The 18,882-nt window shown below is 60.2% G+C and carries 19 protein-coding genes; 4 read left to right on the plus strand and 15 right to left on the minus strand.

Annotation, left to right across the window (positions count from 1 at the left end; genetic code table 11):
- Positions 1–3: 3 nt before the first annotated feature.
- The 4 genes from clpB to ACVWZM_RS12655 form a co-directional block, all read right to left on the minus strand.
- Positions 4–2,610, minus strand: a complete 2,607-nt coding sequence (clpB, locus tag ACVWZM_RS12640) for an ATP-dependent chaperone ClpB (RefSeq protein WP_456853368.1) — start codon at positions 2,608–2,610, stop codon at positions 4–6.
- A 216-nt stretch (positions 2,611–2,826) separates the two neighbouring features.
- The gene (locus ACVWZM_RS12645; protein WP_057016348.1) at positions 2,827–3,252 is read right to left on the minus strand and encodes a thioesterase family protein; all 426 of its coding nucleotides are present in this window, start codon (positions 3,250–3,252) and stop codon (positions 2,827–2,829) included.
- Positions 3,253–3,255: 3 nt separating this feature from the next.
- Complete coding sequence (locus ACVWZM_RS12650; RefSeq protein ID WP_316396434.1) at positions 3,256–3,852, minus strand: superoxide dismutase; 597 nt, start codon at positions 3,850–3,852, stop codon at positions 3,256–3,258.
- 667 nt (positions 3,853–4,519) lie between these two features.
- Complete coding sequence (locus ACVWZM_RS12655; protein WP_456853370.1) at positions 4,520–4,651, minus strand: hypothetical protein; 132 nt, start codon at positions 4,649–4,651, stop codon at positions 4,520–4,522.
- A gap of 113 nt (positions 4,652–4,764) precedes the next feature.
- On the opposite strand from ACVWZM_RS12655, the gene tnpA reads away from it, so the two are divergent.
- The 3 genes from tnpA to tnpC are packed head-to-tail and all read left to right on the plus strand — an operon-like array spanning position 4,765 to position 7,196.
- Positions 4,765–5,238 carry an IS66-like element accessory protein TnpA gene (gene tnpA / locus ACVWZM_RS12660; RefSeq protein WP_253610664.1) on the plus strand — a complete coding sequence of 158 codons (474 nt, stop codon included), beginning with the start codon at positions 4,765–4,767 and terminating at the stop codon, positions 5,236–5,238.
- Complete coding sequence (tnpB, locus tag ACVWZM_RS12665; protein ID WP_076834308.1) at positions 5,219–5,572, plus strand: IS66 family insertion sequence element accessory protein TnpB; 354 nt, start codon at positions 5,219–5,221, stop codon at positions 5,570–5,572. Before tnpA ends, tnpB begins: the two co-directional genes overlap by 20 nt.
- Before the next feature lie 52 nt (positions 5,573–5,624).
- Positions 5,625–7,196, plus strand: a complete 1,572-nt coding sequence (gene tnpC / locus ACVWZM_RS12670) for an IS66 family transposase (protein WP_141343446.1) — start codon at positions 5,625–5,627, stop codon at positions 7,194–7,196.
- Between the two features lie 173 nt (positions 7,197–7,369).
- On the opposite strand, the gene ACVWZM_RS12675 is transcribed toward tnpC, so the two are convergent.
- The 11 genes from ACVWZM_RS12675 to dnaK all read right to left on the minus strand — a co-directional run bounded on the left by ACVWZM_RS12675 (position 7,370) and on the right by dnaK (position 17,656).
- Positions 7,370–7,762 (minus strand): hypothetical protein, encoded by a 393-nt coding sequence (locus ACVWZM_RS12675; protein ID WP_456853372.1) that lies wholly within the window; start codon positions 7,760–7,762, stop codon positions 7,370–7,372.
- A 74-nt stretch (positions 7,763–7,836) separates the two neighbouring features.
- Positions 7,837–8,034, minus strand: coding sequence for a hypothetical protein (locus ACVWZM_RS12680; protein WP_456853374.1), 198 nt, complete (start codon positions 8,032–8,034; stop codon positions 7,837–7,839).
- A gap of 189 nt (positions 8,035–8,223) precedes the next feature.
- Positions 8,224–10,251, minus strand: coding sequence for a sensor histidine kinase (locus ACVWZM_RS12685; protein ID WP_456853376.1), 2,028 nt, complete (start codon positions 10,249–10,251; stop codon positions 8,224–8,226).
- Complete coding sequence (locus tag ACVWZM_RS12690; protein ID WP_076825120.1) at positions 10,230–11,618, minus strand: sigma-54-dependent transcriptional regulator; 1,389 nt, start codon at positions 11,616–11,618, stop codon at positions 10,230–10,232. The genes ACVWZM_RS12685 and ACVWZM_RS12690 overlap by 22 nt, the downstream gene beginning before the upstream one ends.
- Before the next feature lie 301 nt (positions 11,619–11,919).
- On the minus strand, positions 11,920–12,123 hold the full coding sequence (locus ACVWZM_RS12695; protein ID WP_456853377.1) for a hypothetical protein: 204 nt from the start codon (positions 12,121–12,123) through the stop codon (positions 11,920–11,922).
- Between the two features lie 134 nt (positions 12,124–12,257).
- Entirely contained in the window at positions 12,258–12,545 is a 288-nt protein-coding gene (locus tag ACVWZM_RS12700) for a chaperone modulator CbpM (protein ID WP_076825123.1), read from the minus strand.
- Positions 12,545–13,450 (minus strand): DnaJ C-terminal domain-containing protein, encoded by a 906-nt coding sequence (locus ACVWZM_RS12705; protein WP_076825125.1) that lies wholly within the window; start codon positions 13,448–13,450, stop codon positions 12,545–12,547. Before ACVWZM_RS12705 ends, ACVWZM_RS12700 begins: the two co-directional genes overlap by 1 nt.
- A gap of 74 nt (positions 13,451–13,524) precedes the next feature.
- On the minus strand, positions 13,525–13,707 hold the full coding sequence (locus tag ACVWZM_RS12710; RefSeq protein WP_316396421.1) for a hypothetical protein: 183 nt from the start codon (positions 13,705–13,707) through the stop codon (positions 13,525–13,527).
- A 77-nt stretch (positions 13,708–13,784) separates the two neighbouring features.
- A complete protein-coding gene (locus ACVWZM_RS12715) occupies positions 13,785–15,014 on the minus strand; it encodes a hypothetical protein (protein ID WP_456853380.1) in 1,230 nt (409 codons plus the stop codon).
- Positions 15,015–15,098: 84 nt separating this feature from the next.
- The gene (locus ACVWZM_RS12720) at positions 15,099–15,587 is read right to left on the minus strand and encodes a DUF992 domain-containing protein (RefSeq protein ID WP_456853382.1); all 489 of its coding nucleotides are present in this window, start codon (positions 15,585–15,587) and stop codon (positions 15,099–15,101) included.
- Between the two features lie 170 nt (positions 15,588–15,757).
- Entirely contained in the window at positions 15,758–17,656 is a 1,899-nt protein-coding gene (dnaK, locus tag ACVWZM_RS12725; protein ID WP_316396418.1) for a molecular chaperone DnaK, read from the minus strand.
- Positions 17,657–18,046: 390 nt separating this feature from the next.
- Here dnaK and fdhD point away from each other — a divergent pair, with 390 nt between their 5' ends.
- Positions 18,047–18,850: a formate dehydrogenase accessory sulfurtransferase FdhD gene (gene fdhD, locus ACVWZM_RS12730; protein WP_456853384.1), complete on the plus strand. Its 804-nt coding sequence runs from the start codon at positions 18,047–18,049 to the stop codon at positions 18,848–18,850.
- Positions 18,851–18,882: the final 32 nt, after the last annotated feature.

Genomic DNA, 18,882 nt, shown 5'->3' on the forward strand with positions numbered 1-18,882 from the left:
CGCTCAGATCGCTTCGTCCTCATCCGGAGGCTTCACTGTCTTCCCGTTGAATGTCAGACCGTCTTTCCCCGACGAGATCTGCACGGTCGAGCCGTCGCGGACGTCGCCCGCGAGCAGCATTTCGGCCAGCGGATCCTGTACATATCGTTGGATGACCCGCTTTAATGGCCTGGCGCCATAGGCGGGGTCCCAGCCCTTCTCGGCGAGCCAGGCTTGGGCCTTGGCGTCGAGCGACAGTGTAATTTTGCGATCGTCGAGGAGCTTGCGGAGACGCGCGAACTGAATGTCGACGATTCGGCCCATGTCGTTCTTCTGCAGCCGCTGAAACAAGATGATCGCATCGATGCGGTTGAGAAATTCCGGCCGGAAATGCGCGCGGACCATCTCCATCACCTTGTCGCGAACGGCACTCGTCTTTTCGCCTTCCACCTGATTGACGAGGTATTCCGCCCCGAGGTTTGAGGTCATGATGATGAGCGTGTTGCGGAAATCCACTGTCCGCCCTTGGCCGTCGGTCAGGTGTCCGTCGTCCAGCACCTGCAGCAGCACGTTGAACACATCCGGATGCGCCTTCTCGATCTCGTCGAACAAGACGACCTGATAGGGTCGTCGCCGCACGGCTTCCGTGAGCACGCCGCCCTCGTCATAACCGACATAGCCCGGAGGCGCACCGATGAGCCGTGCGACCGAGTGCTTCTCCATGAACTCCGACATGTCGATGCGAAGGATGGCGTGCTCATCGTCGAACAGGAATTCCGCAAGGGCCTTGGCCAGTTCCGTCTTGCCGACGCCAGTCGGGCCAAGGAACATGAACGAGCCCATCGGCCGGTTCGGGTCCTGCAATCCCGCGCGGGCCCGTCGCACGGCCGTTGACACGGCACGAACCGCTTGTGTCTGTCCGACAACGCGTTTGGCGATCATCTCCTCCATCTGGAGGAGTTTCTCCCGCTCGCCCTCGAGCATCTTGTCGACGGGAACGCCGGTCCAGCGCGAAACTACCTGGGCGATATTGTCGGCCGTGACCGTCTCGCTGATCGAACTGCTCTCGCTGGCCTCGACGGCAGCCAGTTTTTTCTCCAGTTCGGGAATCGTGCTGTAAGACAGCTCGCCTGCCCGCTGGTATTCACCTTTTCGCTGCGCGTTCGCCAGTTCCGTACGAAGCTGCTCGAGTTGCGCTTTCATCTTCTGGGCGTCCGAGAGCTTGCTCTTTTCGGCCTGCCATTTCGTCGTCATGTCGGCGGAGCGCTTCTCGAGATCGACCAGATCCCCGTCGAGCGTCTTCAGACGGCTCTTCGACCCGGCATCGCTTTCCTTCTTGAGTGCCTCCTGCTCGATCCTGAGACGCACGATTTCGCGGTCGAGCGAATCCAGTTCCTCCGGCTTGGAGTCGACCTGCATCTTGAGCCGTGCGGCAGCTTCGTCGACGAGATCGATGGCCTTGTCAGGAAGGAAGCGGTCGGTGATGTAGCGGTTGGATAACGTTGCGGCGGCGACCAGCGCGGCGTCCGAAATCCGTACGCCATGATGCTGCTCGTACTTGTCCTTGAGGCCGCGCAGGATCGAGATCGTGTCCTCCACCGTGGGCTGCGACACGAAGACCGGCTGGAAACGGCGGGCAAGCGCGGCGTCCTTCTCGACATGCTTGCGGTACTCGTCGAGCGTGGTCGCACCCACACAGTGCAACTCGCCGCGAGCCAGCGCGGGTTTGAGGAGATTGGAAGCATCCATCGCACCGTCTGTCTTGCCAGCACCGATGAGCGTGTGCATCTCGTCGATAAAGAGGATGATACCACCATCCGCGGATGTCACCTCGGAGAGCACGGCCTTCAATCGTTCCTCGAACTCGCCGCGATACTTGGCACCGGCAATCAGCGCGCCCATGTCGAGCGCGAGCAGCTTTTTGTCTTGCAGGCTCTCGGGAACATCGCCGTTCACGATCCGCAAGGCGAGCCCCTCGACGATGGCGGTCTTTCCGACACCCGGTTCACCGATCAGAACCGGATTGTTCTTGGTGCGGCGCGACAGCACCTGGATTGTGCGACGTATCTCCTCGTCGCGACCGATCACCGGGTCGAGTTTGCCGTCACGCGCGGCCTGCGTCAGATCGCGGGCGTACTTCTTCAGTGCGTCATATGCATTCTCGGCTGACGCGCTGTCTGCGGTGCGGCCCTTCCGGAGCAAATCGATCGCGGTGCCAAGAGCCTGGGCATTGACGCCGCCTTGCGCCAGGATCTTCGCCGCTTCGCTGCTCTTGTCCGTGGACAAGGCCTGCAGCAGGCGTTCGACGGTGACGAAACTGTCGCCCGCCTTTTCCGCTAGCTCCTCCGCAGCGGTGAACAGGCGCGCGGTGTCGGGCGCCATATAAACTTGTCCCGCACCTGAACCGGACACCTTCGGCAGTTTTGCCAAAGCCGCTTCCGTCGCGTGCAGGATCGCCCGCGAGTTTCCACCCGCCCGATCAATCAGACCGGCGGCCAAGCCTTCGTTGTCGTCGAGCAACACCTTGAGCACATGGAGAGGCGTGAACTGTTGGTTACCCTCCCGTGTTGCCAGAGACTGCGCCGACTGGATAAAGCCCCTCGTGCGGTCAGTAAATTTTTCGGGATTCATGAAGCCGCCTTTCAAACGCGCGGTCTGTCGTCAATGGTCAGGAACGGAATTACGATCCGGCAGGCGTCGGCGCAGCGTGTCGCGCGCCTGGAAGCTTCTGCCTGATTCCTTCGGCTTTGCCCTCGGTGGGATGGACGATGAGGTCGAACATGGCTATTGCCCCTGGTTGATGATCAATTCCGGCTCTAGACGACTGCAGTATGAAGCGCCCCGGTCTCAGCGCGGCGTGGCGCGGGTGGCCGCGGATCGCGCGACCTTTTCGTCAAGGCGTTTTCTCAGTTTGGCGAGCTCAACGACCATCCGCTCGTGAGTCCCCTTGCCAATTTCCTCGATTTCATCGGAGGCGCGGACGGAAAATGCGATCCGGCGGCCGTCGACCGCTGTGACTTCGGCCATGGCGGTAACCGTCTGTCCAACCACAGTCGCAGCAAGATGCTGCACGTTGACCATGGTGCCGACCACGCTCTCGCCCGGCTCGAGATAATCACGAACGGCATTGAGGGCAGCATTCTCCATCGCCATGATCATGACCGGTGTCGCCAACACCGGCGGCAGGATGCTGTCCTTGAACCGGTTGGCCAGATGTTCGGGCTTCACGACGAGCGTGAAGCGTCCGGTTGTGCCAGTCGATATGCGCTTCATCGGTCACGCTGCCCTCTTGAAGAGATCCTCGACATACTCCCAGTTCACGAGGTGCTCGAGAAACGCCCTAATGTAATCGGCCCTTCGATTGCGGTAATCGATATAGTAGGAGTGTTCCCAAACGTCACAGCCCAGTATGGGCTTTGCACCATAGACGAGCGGATTCTCGCCGTTGGGCGTTCTCATAACAATTGTCTTGCCGTTCTGCACTGCAAGCCAACACCAGCCAGAGCCAAACTGCCCGACGCCGGCGGCGACGAACTCCTCTTTCATCTTCTCGATCGAACCGAAGTCCGCCTTGATTTGCCGCTCCAGGATTCCCGGCAGCGCGCTTCCGGCGTGCGGCTTCATCCATTTCCAGAAGTAGGTATGGTTCAGGTCCTGGCTCGCATTGTTGAATACAGGAACGTTGCTTCCAAAGGAGCCGATGACGACATCCTCCAGGCTCATTCCCTCCCATTCGGTGCCTTTGATAAGGGCATTGAGCGCATTGACATACGCGGCGTGGTGCTTGTCGTGGTGATACTCCAGCGTTTCCCTGGACATGTAGGGAGCGAGCGCGTCATGCGCGTAGGGCAGATCAGGAAGCGTGAAGGACATGGACATCTCCTCTGGAGAGAACATTCGCGACGGCGCACCGCCTGGTGCTTGCGACAAACGCGCGTCGCCGTGGATCTCGTGGTTCAGATGTCACCGGCTGTTTTCTCTTCGACCTCGGTTCTTCCGAGCAGAACGCAGTCATGCAACGGATGAAACGCCATGGGGTCCTCTCTCGGGGGTGAACGGCGGTGCCAAAGTGCGATCCTTGCCGATATCGGGCCGGAGGCCGGCAGTACGTGACGGATTGTCGTTGCCGCTGCGGCCCCCAATCCTGAGCAACTCATGTGCCACATCGGAAGCTCTACGATATCAATCAGTTGCGTCGTAGGAGGGAAGCGCTATCGGACAACTTGTCGAAAGCAAAACGGACAAAATGTCCTGCGTGTCGCTTTGGGGCACTACTCACCAGACTGAGGGTGAAAGATTGCCTGTCAAAACTACCGTCCGATATGGATCGAAATCGATGAGGGCGATCGGCGATAACCCTCGAGAACGTCTAGCCTTCCAAGAACCGGCACGCCCAGATGAGGCTGCGTCGATCATTCACCTACGTCGGCCATGGCCGGCTATTTCGCTAGATTGGGCTAAGGGACGCAAAGTTCCGGTATGAGCTCTTTAAGCGAGCTCTGGAAGCGTTTCGGAACAACACATCGAGACGACGGCGCGACTAGTCGGCCTCATCGAGTGACGGCCGGGCTGCACGAAATCCGTGCGCGTCCGCAAAACGTAGCGCCTCGACGATCATCGTCTTCACGACCTTGGGCTCATCATCGTGATTGAGCTCGTACTCCAACAGCATTGAGGCAAACGCCTCCTCGTCAACCTTTTCCGTAAGCGCGAATTTCCCCGCACCTTTTGGTTTTGAGTGCTCTGATGCATGAGGTGTCCACTTAAATAGGTGGACACCTCATGATGAGCGACGATGGTCAGAAACTGCGTGTCAGGCTTGTTGGTCGGAACGGTCGCCGGCGCTTTGAGACGACATCGAAGGAGCGTCTTGTGGCGGCCTGCCTTGAGCCTGGCGTTTCGGTCTCGAGACTTGCACTCGAACATGGGGTCAACGCGAACCTGCTTCGGAAGTGGATCAAGAAGGACGCCGCGGCCAGGTCGGCGCCGTCGTCGTCACCCTCGGCGTTCATCCCGGTTCACCTTGAGGGGGCCGCCGAGCGGGGTTTGTCGCGGCAAGGCAGTGTGGAGGCGGTGGATTTGCCGGCGACCTGCGATGAAGTGGGTGGGTCGGAATCCAAGGGGTCTCCAGCTTTTTGTTCTCCGGCCAAAGTGAGCGCGTCGCTGCCGAATGGCGTGAAGCTCGCGCTGGAATGCGGGGATGTGGATGCATTGACGGCGATCATTGGAGCCCTGGGCCATGTTCAGACTGGGCGGTGACCTGCAGGTCTATCTGCACCGTGAGCCGATCGACTTCCGAGCTGGCATCAACAGCCTTGCGGTTCTGGTTCAGGAGACGATGGCGCTCGATCCGTTTGTGCCGGCGGTTTTTGCGTTCTGCAATCGCCGTTGCGACCGGATGAAGTTGCTGTTCTTCGACCGGTCCGGCTTTGTGCTGGTCCTGAAGCGGCTGACCGAGGACAAGTTCCGATGGCCGCGCCGCCAGGAGGCGGTCGTCCGGCTTACGACCGAGCAGTTGCACTGGATCCTCGACGGCATCGATATCGATGCGATGGTCCGTCATCCGGTGCGGCAATATCAGGTTGCCGGCTGAGCTCTTGAGTTGAGCGGTTGACGCGTCGGAACGGTTCAGATTCAAGAATCCGATGAATCGAACCGGCAATCCGAGTGTCGAGGTGCTGTTGGCGCGCATTGCCGCGCTGGAGGCGGAGAATCGTCAGCTCACGGAGCGCGTCGTCAAGCTGGAGGAAGAACTGGCGCTGGCACGCCTGCATCGTTTTGCGCCGCGCAGCGAAAAGCACGTCGACCGTCTCTTCAATGAAGCCGAGCAGGCCGCCGATGAGGATGACGCCGGCAGCGAAACGAACGATACCGCCGAACTTCCGGACACGGGTCTGCCATCGGTCGAAAGCACGACGGGAAAGAAGCGCGGCCGCAGGCCGCTGCCGGCAAACCTGCCGCGCGAGCGCGTCGAGTATGACCTGCCCGACGATCAGAAGGCGTGTCCTTGCTGCCGTGGCCAGATGCATCGCATGGGCGAGGCTGTCACCGAGCAACTTCATATCGAGGTGAAGGCGAAGGTTTTACAGAATGTGCGCTTCAAATATGCCTGCCGCCATTGCGATCGCACCGGGATCAACGCCCCTGTCGTGACCGCGCCGATGCCGACGCAGCCGTTGCCGGGCAGCGTTGCCACGGCCTCGACGCTGGCGTTCGCGCTGGTTCACAAATATGTCGACGGCACGCCGCTCTACCGCTTGGCGCAGGCCTTCGAACGCGCAGGCGTTCCTGTCAGCCGCGGCGCTTTGGGCCACTGGGTGATCGGCTCGAGCGAGAAGCATCTGCATCGCATTTATGACGCCCTGAAGCTGCGGCTCAGATCGCAGCCTCTCATCCATGGCGACGAGACGACGGTTCAGGTCCTCAAGGAGAAGGACAAAGCGGCCACCAGCACATCGTACATGTGGGCGTATCGCAGCGGCAAGGATAGTCACGAGCCGATCGTTCTTCTGGATTATCAGCCGGGCCGCGGCCAAATCCACCCGCAGGTCTTCCTCGGCGATTACCGTGGCATCGTGATGAGTGACGGCTATAGCGCATGGCGCACGCTGGAAGGGGCCACCCACATTGGATGCATGGCCCACTCCCGGCGGCGTTTTGTCGACGCCCTCAAAGCGAGAAAGAAGGGCGGCGGGCCGCCCGAGCAGGCGCTGCGGTTCTTCGAGCAGCTCTACCGGGTTGAAAGGCAGGCGCGGGACGAGAAACCGGACAGAGACGAAACGCCGGATCAATGCATCCGTCGCTTCCGCCAGCAACACAGCATTCCTGTCCTGAACGCCCTCAAGGAATGGCTCGATCAAATCGCCCCGAAGGTCCTGCCGGACAGCAAGCTTGGCGACGCCGTATCTTACACCCGGAACCAATGGGACTATCTGACGCGTTACACCGAAGATGGCAGGATGCCGATCGACAACAATCTTCTGGAGCGCGACATCAGGGTTTTTGCCACCGGCCGAAAAAGCTGGCTGTTCAGCGACACCGTCGACGGAGCCAGGGCCAGCGCCGTCGTCTACAGCCTAATGCTGACCTGCCGCGCCTCACGTGTCGAGCCGTTAACATGGCTGCGCCATGTGCTCACCGAGTTGCCTCAGCGCGTGGACAACGCCGATATCGCTGACCTGTTGCCCTTCAACTTCCCCAAAGCGGCCACTGCCTGAACGGCTCAGCATCGCCCCGATACGAAGGCCATCCGTCAAATCGCGGCCGACAACGTGCGCGGAAAATCGCGCTTACCCTTTTCCAGCGCATCAGCCAGTTCAATCAGCGTCATCAGGCATCTCCTCGTTCGCGATCCTGCCGCTGGTACAGCGGGGCGGGGCGCCCAGCTCGCCTAGTTCCCCTGACCATACATGATCGCGAGGGCGGCAAGGGCAAGCAGGATGTACTCGCCATTGTAGTCGGCGTCATCGTCGGTAGAGAGATCGAATTGCTTCCACACGCCGTCCAGCTTTCCAGCGTCATGCTCAGCAACGACTTTGACGGCGACCTCGCGGATGGCATCGAATTGCGAAAAGTCGAAATGCAGCCCCTGATCGTCCATGAACAGCCCGTGGTTTTGCAAAAAGGCCGCCATCGGCATCGTCGTCTCACTGATATAAAAGAGCAGGTCGTCCGCTTCCAACGGCCGATCCTGTGCCTGCGGCATGAGACCGACCTGATTGATGAGCAGATGCGCCTTGGCCTGCATATCTTTCGATAGCTGCTGGTTGGACACAACGTTCATTTCTGGAGCTCCTCGCTCTTCACACCAGGCTGGGAGGTGTCACCAACGGCCGGAAAACATCGGCCTGCCTGGCATCATTTGATGCGGTGTCCCTGGAAGTAGCCCTCGTTGGTGGTGTTCTCGCGGATGTTTGCTGTATCACCCTGTTCCGCGTAGTTGTCTTCGCGCTTCTTCGACGACGTATCTTTCTTGACTTCGGGGTCACCGCCGGTGCCCTTCGGGCTACGGTTGGCCGGCGGAACAGGGGGCATCTTCCCATGATGACGTGGCATTGCTGCGTCTCCTTGACCTCAGACTCATTGTTGCACGCGGTTGAAGCTCCTGCCGCCCTTGGCGATTCCAGCAACAGCCATGCCAAGCGAGGCTTCACGCGATATCAATCGCTTGATGACCGCGGCCAGGGGCCGATGGACAATTTGTCTTTGCAGCGGGACGAAATGTCACCGGCTCTTCGGTCGCCATCAGTCCTCCGCAGGCAGCCAGACCGTAAATGTCGTACCCTTGCCGGGTTCGCTCTCAACGGAAATCTTACCACCCTGGCGGGTTACAAGCATCTGGCTGATGGACAGCCCCAAGCCGGTTCCCTCCCGCCTCTTGGTGGTGAAGAATGGATCGAAGATCCGCTGCATCACGTCCGGCGTCATACCGCCGCCGGTGTCCGTCACATCGATCATGACGCCACGGCGCCTGCCCTCATCCCGATCAAAGGTTCGAATCGTCAAACGCCCGCCTCCGGACGTCGCGTGAATTGCGTTGACGAGGAGATTGACCAGCACCTGCTGCAATTCAGTGCGATTCATTGAGACCAGGCGTGAGGCGTGATATTCCGTTTCGACGCTGATCGTTGTCTTGTTCAGCAGATGCTGAACGAGTGGCAACGTGTCGGTGACGACGACGGCTGGATCATATTGATCGGTAAAGCCGGCATACTCCTGTGGCTTGGCGAATTGCAGAAGCCTCGTCACAATTTCACTGACGCGATGCATCTGCTCGTCGATGAGCCGAAACTCCGTTTTTGCTTCGTCGGCCCTGGCGCCCATCATATCCCTGATGATCTCCAGGTTGCCCTGCATCACCGCGATGGGATTGTTGATCTCATGGGCTACACCAGCGGTGATTTCGCCAATTGCAGCGAGCTTTTCGGACATGATCAACTGCCTGGTTGTTGCTTCGAGCTGCTGGTTCGCATGCAGGAGCTTGTTTGTGCGCTCCTCGACGCGCTGGTTGAGCTCCTGGTTCCATTGCCGCAGCTGGGCGTCGCGCTCGTGGATCTGATCGAGCAGTCGATCCAGATGAACCGCAACCTGCTCGATCTCGTCGCGCCCATCGACGGGTCCCGTTCGTGCGCCTAGTTCGCCGCTTTCCACTTTCGAAATCGTTGTCGTCATCCGCTCAAGAGGCCGGAAGATACTTGCCGCCCACGTCAAGAACAGCGGAACAGTCAGCGCAACCGCGACGACAAATGCCAGCGCGATTTCCAGAACCGTACCACGCTTCGCTGCGGTGAACGGTTGCCGAAGATAGCCGGCGTAGAGCATTCCGACGCGACGATTATAGCTGTCACGGATCGGCTCATAGGCAGAGATGTACCAGTCGTTGACGACGAATGCGCCATCAAGCCAAGTCTGGCCACGATCGAGAACCGCATCTCGAACTTCCGCAGAGACGCGCGTGCCAATTGCACGCTGCCCCTCGAACATCCTCACATTGGTACTGACACGCACATCATCGAGGAACAGCGTCACGGTCCCGCGACTGCCTTCCGGCAAACCCGCCCCGAAGTAGATCAGATCATTGATCGTGTCGACAAAGGCGAGGTTCTGATTGAGCAGCATTCCACCGACCAACGCGGCCTTTCGTCCGTTCGGCAGCGAAACCGGCGTCGCCGATTGCAGTACCAGCCCCCGGCTCTCCTGCGTCCGCGTGGTCGGCGCGCTTCCGGGTGTCGCGACGATGTCGATCTGAGCGCGCTTCGCAAGATCGGCGGAGATCGCCGCGAGCTCCATGGATTGAAACACATCAATCGCGGTTCGTGCCCGTCCCTCAAGCGCCGAGCTGATGACGGGCCAATTCCATCGTGGCGCGGCCGCCATCTGATATTCACTCGCGATCACCGCGCCATCGTCAGCGATAATGTAGAGAAAATCGAAGCCGCGCGCCTGCGCGATGTCCTTGAGATAATCGCTCAGGGCACCACGCTCATAGCCCGGGGTTTGCACAATCGACTGAAAGAGCGCGGAATTCACCGACGATACCAGATAGTCCTCCGTGTTCTCGAAAATTCGTCCGAGATATTGCCTGGCGATCGTCAGGTCGTCATGGACCTTGGACGTCAATACTGCGTCGAACCTCACGTTCCAGCGATAAATGCTGATCGCAAGAAGCAACGGAAGAATGACGAGCATCGGCAAGAGTGCCATCGCCAGCAGGCGATACCGCACGGAGGCCCTTGGAGAAAAACTCGTTATCAGAGTTGCCAACTTGCGCATTTGCGATCGATCGTTTTGCGCGAGATGCCGAGACGGCGTGCCGCTTCCTCACGGTCGCCTCTCGACTCGCGAAGCACAAAAAGGATGTGTCGCCGCTCCACATCGGCGAGTGTGACATCACTGGTCGATCTTTCGGCTCGTGACTTGAGATAGTCCTCCCGGAATTCACCGAGGATCACCGTCCGCTCAATCAGATTGCGCAGCTCCCGTATGTTGCCTGGCCAATCGTACTGCAAAAGGAAGGTACGCATTCCGACGTCGATTGGAACGCGCGGCATACCAAGCTGATCGGAAATCTCACGCATGAAGATATCGGCGAGCTCGAGCACATCCTGATCGCGCTCCCGAAGGGACGGAAGATCGATCTGCATGACGTTGATGCGAAAATAGAGATCCGCGCGAAAGGTGCCGGCTGCAACCCGCTTCTGCAGATCGGCGTTGGTCGCGAAGACATACCGGGCGTCGATCGGCACCTCTCGCTCCGAGCCGACGGGACGCACCCGACGATCCTCAAGCACACGCAACAGCTTGCTTTGCAGATGGTAGGGGAGCTCGCCAATCTCGTCCAGGAAAAGAGTGCCGCCTTGCGCGAACATAAAAAGACCCTCTCGGGTCTTCCCTGCGCCGGTGAATGCCCCCCTCACATGGCCGAAGAGTTCGCTTTCGATCATTTCTGAAGGGATTGCGCCGCAGTTGACCGGCACGAACAGCTTGTCCGCTCGGTTGGACAGCGAATGGAGCGATCGAGCGGCAACCTCCTTGCCTGTTCCGGACTCGCCAGTAAACAGAACCGGCGTCGGCAACGGCGCCACCCGGGCGATAGTCTCCCGTGCCTTTTGAATTGCTGCGGATGCCCCAAGGAGCTTGTTTCGCAGATACAGCTGCTGCGAGGACGACTTCAGCTCATGGCGCAGTACGAAATTCTCCCGCTGCAGTCTCGCCCGGTCAAGGCAACGCGCAACCGCATTCAGCAATTGATTGGATCGAAATGGCTTGATCACAAAATCGATGACGCCGATGCGCAGTGCGCCAATTGCTGTATCAAGATCAGCATAGGCGGTCATAAGGATGACATCGGTGAAGAACCCGATCGCTCGCTGCTCGGCAAGCCAATCCAGGCCACTCTTTCCAGGCATGACATTGTCAAGGATGACGACGTCGAAATGCTGCCCATCGAGTTTCCGCGACGCATCCCTGGCGTCCGCGGACTCCTCGATCAGCCTGCAGCGAGGTCGCAGGAGCTTGACGAGGAAATTGCGTATGCCGGGTTCGTCGTCAACGACAAGAATCGAGGCTTGCGCAAGCCAAGGTCCAAATTCCGGGTCGACCACCGGTTCGGCAACGTCACGCGGGGTTTCCTCAGACATTCATATCTCTCCCGACACCGCTCTTGACGACCACCATCTCAACGCAGGGCGATGGCCTTCTCCAGCGCCATGAAAAAAGCGAAGGCAAAACAGTATGCCTACCACAGGCCACGCCAGGCCATAAGCCATTCCGCTCCTCGGCTGGATCGCGAACATCGCAGGATGCCCAAGCCAGCGCTTGAAGCCGTTGTCCGCGACCGTCAATTCGGCGATAGAGAAGACGTTGGCATAGTGTTCCCCACCCATCTCTGGGGTTGTTCTCCAAGGCGACGGCGCGCTCGCGTTAACGCTCGCGCGCGGGTTACTTTTCTTCGGTCGGTGTCGAGATGAACGAGGACTTCCCAAAGTGCGGATCGATCGACGCTTTCTTGTCGTCACCAAGGAAGACGGGCGCCAGATCCTCATCGACCATGATCTTCGCTGCCTGCGGCGTTTGCGGGTCCCCGTCAACGTCAAGGCACGTCGCCGCCTCAAGGAGCAAGGCCCACACGTCATCGGACGACAAGACGTTCTCACGAGGAGCGTGCGGACCAGGGCCTCAAGCACCAAGCCAACAATCGGTCCGTTGCCGAGCGTGCGTTCCATCGAATAGCTGCTCCCTAATGCCTGTCCCCCGATCGACCGTGGTCACCCGTTCTGTCAAACCGTTCGTGAATCGTCGTCAAGTGCGGTACGCATCAGCGCGAAAGCCTGTCGAACACCATGCAGCTGATCGATGAGATGGAGGATGACGTGGATCCCCTCATCGTTGACACCTAGATCGCTCTTGAGATCGCGGATCAGGTGCGCGCGGGCGACGTCCGCGTCAGAGAATTGCGCGCCTGAAGCCGCCTCGGTTGGAATCAGCCATCGTTGCTCCAGCCAGAACTCGAGTGTCTGCACCCGCAGTCCCGACGAGATCAGAAATTCCTGTTTGTTGAGGGTCATCACAAGGTGCCTTCGCGCGGATCGAACTCTCTCCCCTTGGCCCAGTTCTCGACGAACGCTTCCAATTCCGGATCCGGCGATTTCGGCAGGACGATCGTCAGCTTCACCAATTCGTCTCCGGCACTTCCCCCTCGGCGCGGGGCGCCCTTTCCTCTGAGGCGCAGTGTCGTGCCTGTGTTCGATCCCTTCGGCACCGCCATCGTAACATCACCGGTCGGTGTCGGCACCCGGATTTGACCGCCCAGAACCGCCTCGGTCAACGAGATCGGCACTTCGAGCAGAATGTTGTCGCCGTCCCGCATGAAGCGCCGATCCGGCATGACCTCGACTTCGATGAGGGCATCGCCTGGTCCGCCTTTGCCGGCACCGGGAGCTCCCTTGCCCTTCAAGCGCAAAACCTGCCCATCTACCAGGCCCGGGGGAATTTTCACTTCCAGCGTCCCGCCATCCGGCAGTGTGATTCGCTTGGTTGCACCGCTGATCGATTCGACGAACTCGATAGGCAGGCGATAATGGAGATCTTCACCGCGCCGGTTTGCGCGTGCGCGCTGCCCGCGCCTTAGCAGCTCGGCAAGCGCATCGTCCGAATTCATGAAGTCGGCAAAGCCGGCCCCGCTCGTGTAAGCATGCGGGTCTCCAGCATCGGCGTAGTCGCGATAGAAGTGATGCTGCGGCCGCTCAGCTCCCGTCGCGTCGATCTCACCATTATCGAAGCGCTTGCGCTTGTCGGCATCGCTAAGCAGGTCATAGGCGCCGGCCGCCTCTTTGAACTTTTCCTCCGCAGCCTTGTCGCCGGGGTTGAGGTCAGGATGCAGCTTCTTCGCAAGCTTGCGATAGGCCTTTTGTATCTCGGCAGCCGAAGCTGAGGAGGACACTCCCAACACATCGTACGGGTTCTTAGCCAATTGCCGCTCCCGACTTGAAGATGGCAGAGATCGGCCTTTCCCGTAGCGGGGAACGGCCGCGAGCCGGGTCCCGATTATTCAACATGACCGGGATCCACGTATTTGGGGTAATTCTTCAGTTGCTGAGGCGTCATTCGTGCGGGATCCGGTGCTCCAGGAACACCGCGCGGACCCAGCTGCGCCCGCACGATGTCGTCGTCCGTTAGACGCGGCTTGCCGTCGTCGAGTTGTCCATTGCCTCCGAGACTCGTTGTCATCGCCTTCCAACCTCTGCACGCCTTTCTTAACGATGTTCCAGGCACCGCTTGCCTGACAAGAATCGTCCGCGTCACGCCTAGCGTTGCTCGGGACGCCGCTCCTCGGGTCTTTCACCGGAACGCTGCTGCTCCGGGGACCCGCGGCGCGGAGGAGCTCCCATTTCCTCCCTCTGCGGTTCTGTTCTCGCAGCGGGTGCGGCAGGTCTGGCTTCGATTTCCGGCCGCGCCGCCGGACGAGCCATGGGTTCGGGGCGAGGCTCCGGCCTCGGTGTGGACTCTGGCCGTGCTTCCGGCACGCGGATGTCCTCACGCTTTCGTTCTTCCGGAGGAAGAGCTCTCCGGGCTGCCTCAGGCGGCGGCGTTCGTTCACGCTCAAGTTCAAGTTCGCGAGGTGCGGCTTTTCCGGCTTCATCCGCTGGCGGCTTGCGCGCCGGCGCGGGCCCCTCCGCTGGACGTCGAGCGTCTTCGAGCCGCTGCCGCGAGGGGTCCTGGGGACGCGCGCCCTTCAGCCCTTCGGGTCGATGTTTTTCCGTATTCGACGGCATGACCTCGGCGGGCGCGTGTGGTCGAACAATGTCCCGCCCGTTCAGGATCGATGGGCGTGGCGTAGCCATCACGGGCGGTGCGCCAGCGTTTGCCCTGTTGAACAGACGGGTGTCGTGGCTCGCGACCTCGACGTGTTTGCGTTGCAACGGCGTGGGTGCGAAATGTTGTTCCTTGGCGACGGCTCTGTCCGCAGCGGTCGGACGAACTTCGATGCCCCCTCGTCCGCCATTGTAGCTGACGTTGTTCACCGTCTCATTGACGACGACGGTTTTCTGATAGACGTTTCTAATCGTCACACTCCGCACGTTGTTGACCGTGCTGTTGTAGAAGAATTGGCCACGATCCCAGCGGCCACCTTCGTAGCCAATGCCCGAATAGCCGAAGCCATAGTTGACGCCGCCATAAAAGCCGACGCGCTCACCCCAATAGCCCGGGTGGAAAATGTAGGCTCCCGCAAGCCACCCCCAGTAGCCCGGGGTCCATAACAGGCCCGGTCGCGGTGGTTGCACCCAGGTTCCCGGCACCCAATAGTAGTCACCGGCATCCTCATCCCACGACCAATATCCCGGAGACCAGAGATAGCCCGGCGCAGGCACAGGGGGCTGTTCGTATCGAGGCAACGGCGGCGGCGTTTCCACCGCCGTGACTTGAGAGCAAGCTGCTTCCTCGGACAACGCGGCCGCCGGCATTACGCATGCGCTTCCAAGCAGCAATACGCCGAGAACTACGGGAGATGTCGTCGTCAACAGTCGCTTCAACATATGAGAACCTTCGCGAGAAAGCGTTGCTATTCGCGTGATGCACGACACCGTTCGCAGCGGCGAACGGTGTCAATTTCGGTACCCCTAGCGACCCGGCTGCAGCGTCATGCTCTCCAATCCTGCTGCGACGATCAGGCCGGTTTCCGCCTGCACGCTCAGGGGTTGCAGCGCGATGCGGTTGTTCGAACCGCCCAGCAGCACATTGCCGCCCACACCGACGATTGCCGCAGCCATCGCGTCGACGCCGACATAAGTCCCGGCGATATCGCCGCGGCCAGGCTGGGCAACGGGCGCGAACACCGACCAGGCAAGCGCCGTGCTCTCGGTAATGCCGATATCGAGACCAACCTTCTGAATCGTGGCGATATAGTAGTCCTCGGGGAGCCCGTTGATCCGCAAGGCGCACGCCAGATTGGTTACCGCGCCGACGATAAAGCCGATGCTCGGCCCACCCTTGCATTCAAGTACGCCGACCTGCACCTTTTGGGCGGGCTGCTGGGCTTGCACGGGTGATACCAGGGCGGTCAGCATTGCTCCGGCAAAGGCAGTGAGGACCGTCGAACGTCGTCGCATAAGAAAGCTCCTACAAAACGAAGGCGGGATGCCTTCAAACTTCTGGTGATGTTGGAGTAAGGAAGCAATCGGGATTGCATTCCAGCACTTGAGAACCGGAGTTTCGTCCCGACGGCGGCGCAAAGCACGACTGGTAGCCGCGAGCTCGCGCCCGCGCTTGCAGGGGCGTGCTATTTCGAATTCTTCTTGTCGTCGTCGATTTCCGTGAATTCGGCGTCGACGACATTGTCGCCGCCTGAACTCGGTGCAGAACCAGGAGCCGCGTGCGAGGAACTCTGCATGGCTTCCGCAAGCTTCATCGAGTGCTGCTGCAAGGCATTCACTTTCGTGTTGATCGTCGTGGCATCGTCGCCCTTCAACGCTTCGCGCAAATCGGACATGGCACTCTCGACTGCGCTGCGATCTGATGCCGCGAGTTTTGAGCCATGCTCGGCAACCGTTTTCTCCGTTGCATGCAGCAGCGCCTCGGCGGCGTTCTTCGCCTCGACTGCTTCCTTTCTCTTCTTGTCCTCCGCGGCATGCGCCTCGGCATCCTTGACCATCTTTTCGATGTCGCTCTCGGACAGGCCGCCGGATGCCTGAATCTGAATGTTCTGTTCCTTGCCGGTGCCCTTGTCCTTGGCCGAAACGTTGACGATGCCGTTGGCATCGATGTCGAACGTCACCTCGATCTGCGGTACGCCGCGCGGCGCCGGAGCAATGCCGACGAGATCGAACTGGCCGAGAAACTTGTTGTCGGAGGCCATCTCGCGCTCGCCCTGGAAGACGCGGATCGTCACCGCGCTCTGGTTGTCCTCGGCGGTGGAGAAGACCTGGCTCTTCTTCGCCGGAACCGTCGTATTCCGCTCGATCAGCCGGGTGAACACGCCCCCCAGCGTCTCGAGGCCGAGTGAAAGCGGCGTCACGTCGAGCAGCAGCACGTCCTTGACGTCGCCCTGCAGGACGCCGGCCTGGATTGCCGCGCCGACGGCGACGACCTCGTCGGGATTGACGCCCTTGTGCGGCTCCTTGCCGAAGATCTTCTGCACGACCTCCTGGATCTTCGGCATACGGGTCTGGCCGCCGACGAGCACGACTTCGTCAATGTCCGTGGCCGTGAGCCCGGCGTCCTTCAGGGCGTTGAGGCACGGCTCGATCGTCCGCTGAACGAGGTCCTCGACCAGGGACTCGAATTTGGCGCGCGTGATCTTGACCTGAAGATGCTTTGGGCCGGAGGCGTCCGCCGTGATGAACGGCAGGTTGACCTCCGTCTGGGTGACGGTGGAAAGCTCGATCTTCGCCTTTTCGGCCGCTTCCTTGAGGCGCTGAAGGGCGAGCTTGTCGTTGCGCAGATCAATGCCTTGTTGCTTCTGGAACTCGTCGGCGAGGTAGTTGACCAGCCGCATGTCGAAGTCTTCGCCACCCAGGAAAGTGTCGCCGTTGGTCGCCTTCACCTCAAACACTCCATCGCCGATATCGAGAACGGAGATATCGAAGGTGCCGCCGCCGAGATCGTAGACGGCGATCTTGGCCTGCTTCTTCTTGTCGAGACCGTAGGCAAGTGCCGCCGCGGTGGGTTCGTTGATAATGCGCAGAACCTCGAGACCGGCGATCTTGCCGGCGTCCTTGGTAGCCTGGCGCTGCGCATCGTTGAAATAGGCGGGAACAGTGATGACGGCCTGCGTGATCTTCTCACCGAGATTGGCCTCGGCTGTTTCCTTCATCTTCTGCAGGATAAAAGCCGATATCTGGGAGGGCGAATACGGCTTGCCCTCAGCCTCGACCCAGGCGTCGCCATTGGACGCCTTGATGATCTTGTAGGGTACGAGCGTCTTGTCTTTCTCGACCGTCGGATCATCGTAGCGGCGGCCGATCAGGCGCTTCACGGCAAAAATGGTGTTGGTCGGGTTGGTCACCGCCTGCCGCCGGGCCGGCTGCCCGACCAGACGTTCGCCATCGGACGTGAACGCCACGACGGAAGGTGTGGTGCGCGCCCCCTCCGCGTTCTCGATGATGCGCGTGTTCTTGCCGTCCATGACCGCGACGCAAGAATTGGTCGTTCCGAGGTCGATTCCGATCACCTTTGCCACGTCGCGCTCCTCTACTTTTTAATTGATCGACAATGTGCGGTTTGCGTCCCTGCGCCAATACCGTTGAGCAACAGATGTGCCACATCACAGCTCGCGTGATTTCAACGACTTACGCCGCGAGATCACGACACGTCGGACATTTTGTCCGGAGCGCCTCGGACAAAGTGTCTATTGGCTTAGGCACGCGTGACGGGCCTCGGTCTGTCCTGCTGTAACCGACGCTATGGAAAGATTGTCGATTATCGCTGGACAAATTGTTCGTCGATCCACCGAAGCCACGTCGTAAGCTACTGACGTCGTTCAGTCGGCCGGGTGGCACGCATGTTGCGACGGGACTTCCGATAACGTTCACCCGAACGGTCCAGATCGTCGGCTAGCGCGAGCAATGACATGACCAACCAAACCCTGAGCATTTCGGCACGACGCCTTGCGTTCAACGATCGCAATGACGGCGATCTCGTTCGTGCTGTTCCCGTTGAAACGCCCGTCGCAATCGAGGTCTGTGGGATAGGCTATGCCGTGATGATGGCAACGCCGTCCGACCTTCGCGACTACGCGGCGGGATTCGCGTTGGCCGAGGGCCTTGTCAAGCATGTCCGGGACCTCAGCGACATCATCGTCCACGAGACGGAAGGCGGCTGGATCATCCGGCTCACCTTGCCTGCAGAAGGCACGGCAATCGCACTGGAGCGCGCTCGCAGGCGCGTTTCGGAGAGCAGCTGCGGGCTGTGCGGATTGGAAAATATCCAGCAGGTGCTCCGCCCGTTGCCGCCAATACGTGGGCGCATCACCACGAGCCGGGAAGCCATCGCTGGCGCGCTAAACGCCCTGCAACACCATCAGACGCTCGGCCGATCCACCGGCGGAACACATGCGGCGGCATTCTGCCGCCCCGACGGATCAATCCTGTGTGTTCGGGAGGACGTCGGTCGACATAATGCGCTCGACAAACTGATCGGCGCGCTGGCGCTGTCCGACATCCCGGCGTCCGGTGGTTTTCTGCTGCTCTCTGCCAGATGCAGCTATGAACTTGTTGAGAAGGCCGTTCGCGCGGGCTGTCCGATGCTCGTCACCATTTCAGCGCCTACGAGCCTTGCGGTCGAACGCGCAGAGCAAGCGGGACTCACGCTCGTCGCACTGGCTCGCCCGGACTCCGCCCTGATCGTTTGCGACGTGCACCGAAACATCTCGTAAGGAAGCCTGTGCACATCCATGGACAATGCATC

Source organism: Bradyrhizobium sp. USDA 4501, from assembly GCF_054062115.1.

Excerpts from the sequence above, each read along its gene's own strand:
- tnpC (WP_141343446.1), top strand. The coding sequence starts at position 5,625 with ATGAATCGAACCGGCAATCCGAGTGTCGAGGTGCTGTTGGCGCGCATT.
- ACVWZM_RS12710 (WP_316396421.1), bottom strand. The coding sequence starts at position 13,707 with ATGACAACGAGTCTCGGAGGCAATGGACAACTCGACGACGGCAAGCCG.
- ACVWZM_RS12680 (WP_456853374.1), bottom strand. The coding sequence starts at position 8,034 with ATGCCACGTCATCATGGGAAGATGCCCCCTGTTCCGCCGGCCAACCGT.
- ACVWZM_RS12715 (WP_456853380.1), bottom strand. The coding sequence starts at position 15,014 with ATGTTGAAGCGACTGTTGACGACGACATCTCCCGTAGTTCTCGGCGTA.
- fdhD (WP_456853384.1), top strand. The coding sequence starts at position 18,047 with ATGACCAACCAAACCCTGAGCATTTCGGCACGACGCCTTGCGTTCAAC.
- ACVWZM_RS12685 (WP_456853376.1), bottom strand. The coding sequence starts at position 10,251 with ATGCGCAAGTTGGCAACTCTGATAACGAGTTTTTCTCCAAGGGCCTCC.
- ACVWZM_RS12655 (WP_456853370.1), bottom strand. The coding sequence starts at position 4,651 with ATGCTGTTGGAGTACGAGCTCAATCACGATGATGAGCCCAAGGTCGTG.
- tnpA (WP_253610664.1), top strand. The coding sequence starts at position 4,765 with ATGAGCGACGATGGTCAGAAACTGCGTGTCAGGCTTGTTGGTCGGAAC.
- ACVWZM_RS12675 (WP_456853372.1), bottom strand. The coding sequence starts at position 7,762 with ATGAACGTTGTGTCCAACCAGCAGCTATCGAAAGATATGCAGGCCAAG.
- ACVWZM_RS12650 (WP_316396434.1), bottom strand. The coding sequence starts at position 3,852 with ATGTCCTTCACGCTTCCTGATCTGCCCTACGCGCATGACGCGCTCGCT.
- ACVWZM_RS12720 (WP_456853382.1), bottom strand. The coding sequence starts at position 15,587 with ATGCGACGACGTTCGACGGTCCTCACTGCCTTTGCCGGAGCAATGCTG.
- ACVWZM_RS12700 (WP_076825123.1), bottom strand. The coding sequence starts at position 12,545 with ATGACCCTCAACAAACAGGAATTTCTGATCTCGTCGGGACTGCGGGTG.
- tnpB (WP_076834308.1), top strand. The coding sequence starts at position 5,219 with ATGTTCAGACTGGGCGGTGACCTGCAGGTCTATCTGCACCGTGAGCCG.
- ACVWZM_RS12690 (WP_076825120.1), bottom strand. The coding sequence starts at position 11,618 with ATGTCTGAGGAAACCCCGCGTGACGTTGCCGAACCGGTGGTCGACCCG.
- clpB (WP_456853368.1), bottom strand. The coding sequence starts at position 2,610 with ATGAATCCCGAAAAATTTACTGACCGCACGAGGGGCTTTATCCAGTCG.
- ACVWZM_RS12645 (WP_057016348.1), bottom strand. The coding sequence starts at position 3,252 with ATGAAGCGCATATCGACTGGCACAACCGGACGCTTCACGCTCGTCGTG.